This window comes from Pedobacter sp., assembly GCF_035566355.1.
In the GTDB taxonomy this organism is placed as follows: domain Bacteria; phylum Bacteroidota; class Bacteroidia; order Sphingobacteriales; family Sphingobacteriaceae; genus Pedobacter.
The window spans coordinates 1-5,866 of sequence record NZ_DATMRL010000298.1; the positions used below are offsets into that span (position 1 = coordinate 1).

Here is a 5,866-nt window from a genome sequence, read left to right on the forward strand (position 1 = left end):
AATAACCCATATTGCCCCTTTCTGGCAGCAGTAGCAGATAATGTTCCGCTCCCATCCCAGGGCAGCAAAGTTGTATTGGCTTCAAACCCTGGGTTAGGCAACTCGTTCCCATTTTCTAATGGCCAGTTATAAGCCCTGATGTAATCCACTTCCATATTTACCTGCCCTCCCGCGCCATAACTTCCCAGAAAAACATTCATAAAATGATTGGGCGAATAGATCTGATTTTTATTGTCATAAGCTTTGATCAGCTTGCCATTAATGTAGTGTTTAATGCTCGATGGCGTCCAAAGTATACCATGAGTTACCCATTGATCAACATGGGTAAAGCCTTCGGCAATATCTGTAGCCAGGTTATGCAAAAAAGCCCCATGTTCATCTACATGCCCGTGCAATACAAACTGAGCATCCAGATTTTCAAACACATCAATCTCAAAAACCTGGCCTTTTGGACGGATTCCTTTTACACCATCCAAGATCGTTCCCTGCTGCAAATAGTTCTTCAAATCCGGTCCTGGTGAGTCAAACCAATAAGCTGTATTGATCCCTTTAGAATTCCCGGTGCTGCTCCGTTTAACCCTAACCTCAAAATACCCCCCATGGCTGTTGTCGAGATAATTCTCATTTGTCCGCCAGTCATAAGTTTGGATAGAAGAAATTTTTCTGCCACTTTCCGGATAAAAGCTTTTCAAAGGGACAGAGTCGTTTGTAAATAAATTAATGCTGTGCCCATTAAAAGTCATACCTGGCTGGGGCAAACTATTCTGCTGCATGAGCGATAAATTGTCCTTTTTGAGATAATCGATGTTAGAATAATAGTTGGTGCTCCACTTATTCCGGTTCAGCAAATCATCATTAAACTCATCATTCCAGAAAATCTCCATCCCGGCAGGAACAGCACTGGAACTGGCAATATCCAGATTCCTAAGTTCGTCCTTATCCAATTCCCACTGTTTGGTTGTGTTTACTTTAACGCTAAGCGGCTTACTGGAACCAGCATTGTTATAAGCTTCCAGCCACACATAATACAGGGTTTCTTCTTTCAGCCCCTGTATATAATATCGTTGCTTTCCATCAACTATTGTCGCTCCAGGACTGAGCGGTTTCTGGTTCTGCTCAGACCAATACACCTTAAAACCTCGCTCATCAGAAGCCCGGTCTGTCCATTCCAACCGGATCCAGCTTCTGGTACCCAAGGTTTTCAAATTTGAAGGAGCTGCAGGGGTCTGCGCAACAGCCCCTGCAGTGATAAAAAATAAAAAGAATAGAATCTTCATTTTAATTGTATCCTGGATTTTGTTTAATCACTCCGTTACTTTGATTAACCACCACTCTTGGGAGCGGAAGTAATACTTTAAAGGCTTCTGCAGTTCCCGAACCATCGTTTGCCGCACGCTGGGTAAACAAGTTCCATCTAATCAGATCGTCCTTTCTCCAACCTTCCGACCATAACTCAAATAAACGTTCATCCTGAATTTTAGCCAGAAATTGCGCCTTCGATAAGCCAGAAGTCAGGTTCGCCAGTCCGGCCCTGTTTCTAACCGCATTGATATCACTATAGGCCTCATCATTAGGCCCTCCATTGGCTTCATTGATACTTTCAGCCAGCATCAGCAACACATCAGCATAGCGATATATCGGAAAATCAACACCACTGTTCTGTGCATTTGCTTTAGAAGGATCAGGTGCAAATTTCATAGGTACAGCACCAATTTGTCCATCTGCCCTGGCATCTTTGTAGATTACATTTCCATTCGCATCTTTTCCGATGGGATATTTGCGCAACAGCACTTTAAGTCTTTTATCTGTCTGATCAAATTTATCATAAGTTTTCCAGGGCATTTTATATCCGCCCCAGGCGGTCAGGTTGATCCCCGAAGGATCCTTGTAGTCTGCAGGCAACGAATGAGCAAGCCACATGTTAGTGTACTGATCTCCACCGGTCGGCGTACATACAATAGCCAAAATGATCTCCTTCGATGCACCCCCTTTATTGGCAATACTGAAATTATCTTCATAATTGTCCTGAAGCGCATATCCCTCGGTTTTGATTTTCATTCCAGCCTCTACCGCCTTTGCCCAGTTCTTCTCATGCATATACAACTTCATCAAACCAGTTAATGCTGCTGCTTTAGAGAAACGTCCATAGTCGCCGCCAGTAAAACGATCAGGTAATACATCAATAGCTTCAAGATAGTCTTTTTCAATCTGTGCTACCGTAACTGAACTTGCTGGCCTTGCCAAAACCGGGGCATTGGGATCTGCCGCAATTTTTGGGTCAGTAACGATGTTTACCGGTCCGTAATTGAAATAAATTAACTCGGCATAATGTGCACGAAGCGCCTTTAATTCCGCCATATAACGTTTCTTCAGACCTTCATCCATAGTGATATTTTGTATATCATCCAGGTTAATAGCGATTCTGGAGATGTAAGGCATGTAATTTTTATAATTATGGGTAACCCAATCAAAGTCAGGATTATAATTCAGACTATTCATTTTTACCCAATCACCTCCCCAGGCACAAACACCTTCATCAGTGGTCATCATCGCTTGTGTTCTCCAGGCATAAGTGCCAGCGGTCCAGCCACCTTGCCAATCTCCACCTCCTGCAAGCCCTGTATAGGCGGCACTTGTTACAGCTCCTGCCCCAGCTGCAGTTTTAACTACAGAATTCAGATCTCCATAACTAACATAATCTAAATTTTTCTTACAAGAACCTAAGATAAGTACAGACCCCATTAAACAGGCTGAGAATAATGATTTAGACAATTTTGTATATATATGATTTTTCATGACGATTTTTATTAAAATGAAGCATTGACACCAAACACGTAACTTTTTACCATCGGATAAAAATTCGATGTATCCAGTTCCGGATCAAGTCCAGGGTAATTGGTAATCGTAAAAGGATTCTGCATATCAAATGACACTCTTACCTTTGAAAATATATGTTGTCTGCGCATTAGTTTTTCCGGTAAAGAATAGCCAAGCGTGATATTTCTGCAGCGCAAGAAAGTTGCATTGACTAGCCAGTAATCTGAACCATCCTGGTAACCTCCATAACTGGCATCATACAACGCAGTTGGGAAATTACCCCCTGTATTTTGAAAACTCCACCTGCTTGCAGAAATTGGCATTGCGTTAAAACCATAAGCATTGGTTGTTCTTTCACTGGCTCGTCCGGCATTATATGGAGACCATTTCTTTTGCTTAAGGCCCGACATGAAAATATTCAGGTCGAAATTCTTATAACTAAATTTGTTGCCTATTCCAAAATTAAACTGAGGATCCTGGTTTCCGATATACATTTGATCCGCCGCAGTGATCTTTCCGTCAGGGCCAGTAAGATTACCTGCAGCATCATAACCATGGATATCTTTTAGGATCACGCCCCCTGGAAGCATTCCCGGCATCTGACTTGGTGCTGTTCCATACTGACCAGTGAAAAGGCCGGCAGATTGATAACCAACAAAAGGATTGAATAAAGCACCGCTACCGGATGGAACCCCATATTTTTCCAGTACCGCCAAAGCCTGGGGAGACCTTTGCACCCAATAGTTCAGATAGTGAGAAAAAGTCAGGTTCGTAGACCAGGCAAAACCATCTCCAGATTCAGAGATGATATTCTTGGTCTGCAAGGATATATCATAACCTCTGGACCTGGTTTTACCAGCATTCGTATATACACCATTAATAACAAACCCTGTTGGATAAGTCACATAAGCAATCAGGTTGCGGATAGTCTTGTTGTAGTAGTCAAATGATCCTGTAATCCTGTCACTAAACAAACCATAGTCCAATCCAACATTAATTTCGGCAGCAGTTTCCCAGGTCAGGTCAGGATTTGCAGCTCTGGTCAAAGAAACGCCTGTATTCAGGCTACCAGAACCAAAATAAGCACTTCGGTCAGGACCGTATTTCGGGAAAGCCGCACCTTCAAAAGAGCTATTTCCGGTTTCACCATAACCTGCACGCAATTTCAGGAAAGAAATTTGTTTAACAGACTTTAAAAAAGTTTCATCAGACAATACCCATCCCGCAGATACAGATGGGAAATAACCCCATTTCTTATTCTCTGCAAAAAGAGAAGCTCCATCTCTTCTAATTGAAGCTTGTAATGTGATGTTACCATTATAGGTATAAATTGCCCTTGCAAAATAAGATGCCCAGGTTAGTTGTCCCTTACTCGACCCTACCGTAGGCTTATCGGCTTGTCCGGACTGGAGCGAATAGTATTGAGTAACATCAGAAAGAAAATTCTGATTACCAGCATTAAAACCCTCAGTATCTGTTCTTTGATAGGTATAACCTGCCACTGCATTCAGGTTGTGTTTTTCAGAAAAACTCTTGTTGTAAGACAAAGTGTATTCAAACAATTTAGACTGGCTGTCTGATTCAGAAATACTTGCAGATCCATTGGCCTGCGCCCCATATAAAAAGGTGGTCGGAAAGTAAGATGAGCGCTTAGCATTAGACTGATCCAGACTAAAACTTCCCTTTGCTTTTAATCCGTCAACAATCGTCCATTCTCCATAAGCACTGGTTAATAAACGCGTAGATTTTGTTTTATCCGTAACAGTTCCATAAGATAAAGGATTGGGAATATTTGGGTAATAAGGACTTAACGGATAGCTACCATCCGCACCCCTCAAAGACACAGAAGGTGCCCAATAGATGGCAGCCGTGACAATCCCACCATTTTCATTTTGACCTCCTGTTACAGTATTGTCAGCATCAGAATTGGAAGCAATAATATTTGCACCAATCTTAATTTTATCAGAAACCACCTGATCTATATTTAAACGGCCATTATATCTTTTATAATCGGTGCCAATGAGCACACCTTTCTGATCAAAGTAATTCCCAGATGCAAAATAAGAGGTTTTACCATTACCACCAGAAAGAGACAGGTTGTGTTGTTGTGTATAGCCTGTTCTTACAATGGCATCCATAGCAGATGGGTTGTTATTAGATGCTCCATCAATCTGAGCTTGCGAAAAAACAGGCGTGTATGGAGCTACAGTACCCGCCTGAACAGTTCCATAATAAGGAGCAATTTTATTATCCCTGTACCAGATCTCCTGCTTGAGTAAGTTGCGCTGCATCATGTAATCCTGCTCACCAAAAACCGGGTACATTTTATCTACAGTCTGTATACCATAAGATCCGGTATATTCAATTTTTGCTTTACCATCTGCACCTCTTTTTGTAGTAATCAAAACCACACCAGCTCCTGCCCTGGCACCATAAATGGAGGCAGAACTTGCATCTTTTAAAAACTGGATAGACTCAATATCATTTGGATTGATAAAATTTAAAGGAGATTTATCTACCCCACCCTTTACATATCTGGACTCTCCAACACTACCCCCCAGATCAGGCTGTCCAGCCGCATCATTAACAGGAACACCATCCACTACATATAAAACACCAGCGTTGGCAAAAGAAGGATTACTCCTGATTTTAACGGTAACACCCGCACCTGGCTGTCCTGTAGGCTGTACCACTTCAACCCCGGCAGCCTTTCCCTGCAAAGTTTGCTGAAAACTGGAAGCCACACTGGTATTCAGATCCTTACCTTTAACCTGTACCACAGCACCGGTCAGGTTTTTTTGTTTTACAGCACCATAACCAATCACAACAACCTCTCCCAGAGCATTGTTAACCTGTTTAAGTGTAATGTTTAAAGAGGCCTCATCTGTGTAGGTAACTTCTTTGGTTTCAAATCCTACATAACTGATCAGCAATACATCTCCTTTGACCAGCGCAAGCTGGAACTTTCCATTGGTATCTGTTACCGTACCTTTTGAACTGTTCTTCACCTTAACACTTGCACCAGGTACAGGAATGCCATTTTCATCAA

3 protein-coding genes are annotated in these 5,866 nt (G+C 42.1%); all 3 read right to left on the minus strand.

Translation table 11 applies throughout. The features are described from left to right. Positions 1-1,277: fibronectin type III domain-containing protein (locus VNZ46_RS11835; protein WP_325560348.1), on the minus strand; the 1,277-nt coding region annotated here is incomplete at its 3' end. Position 1,278: 1 nt separating this feature from the next. Then, positions 1,279-2,796: a RagB/SusD family nutrient uptake outer membrane protein gene (locus tag VNZ46_RS11840; RefSeq protein ID WP_325560349.1), complete on the minus strand. Its 1,518-nt coding sequence runs from the start codon at positions 2,794-2,796 to the stop codon at positions 1,279-1,281. 11 nt (positions 2,797-2,807) lie between these two features. Continuing rightward, a partial coding sequence (locus tag VNZ46_RS11845) for a TonB-dependent receptor (RefSeq protein WP_325560350.1) occupies positions 2,808-5,866 on the minus strand: 3,059 nt, incomplete at its 5' end.

Coding starts and splice junctions, on each gene's coding strand:
- VNZ46_RS11840 (WP_325560349.1), bottom strand. CDS start 2,796: ATGAAAAATCATATATATACAAAATTGTCTAAATCATTATTCTCAGCC.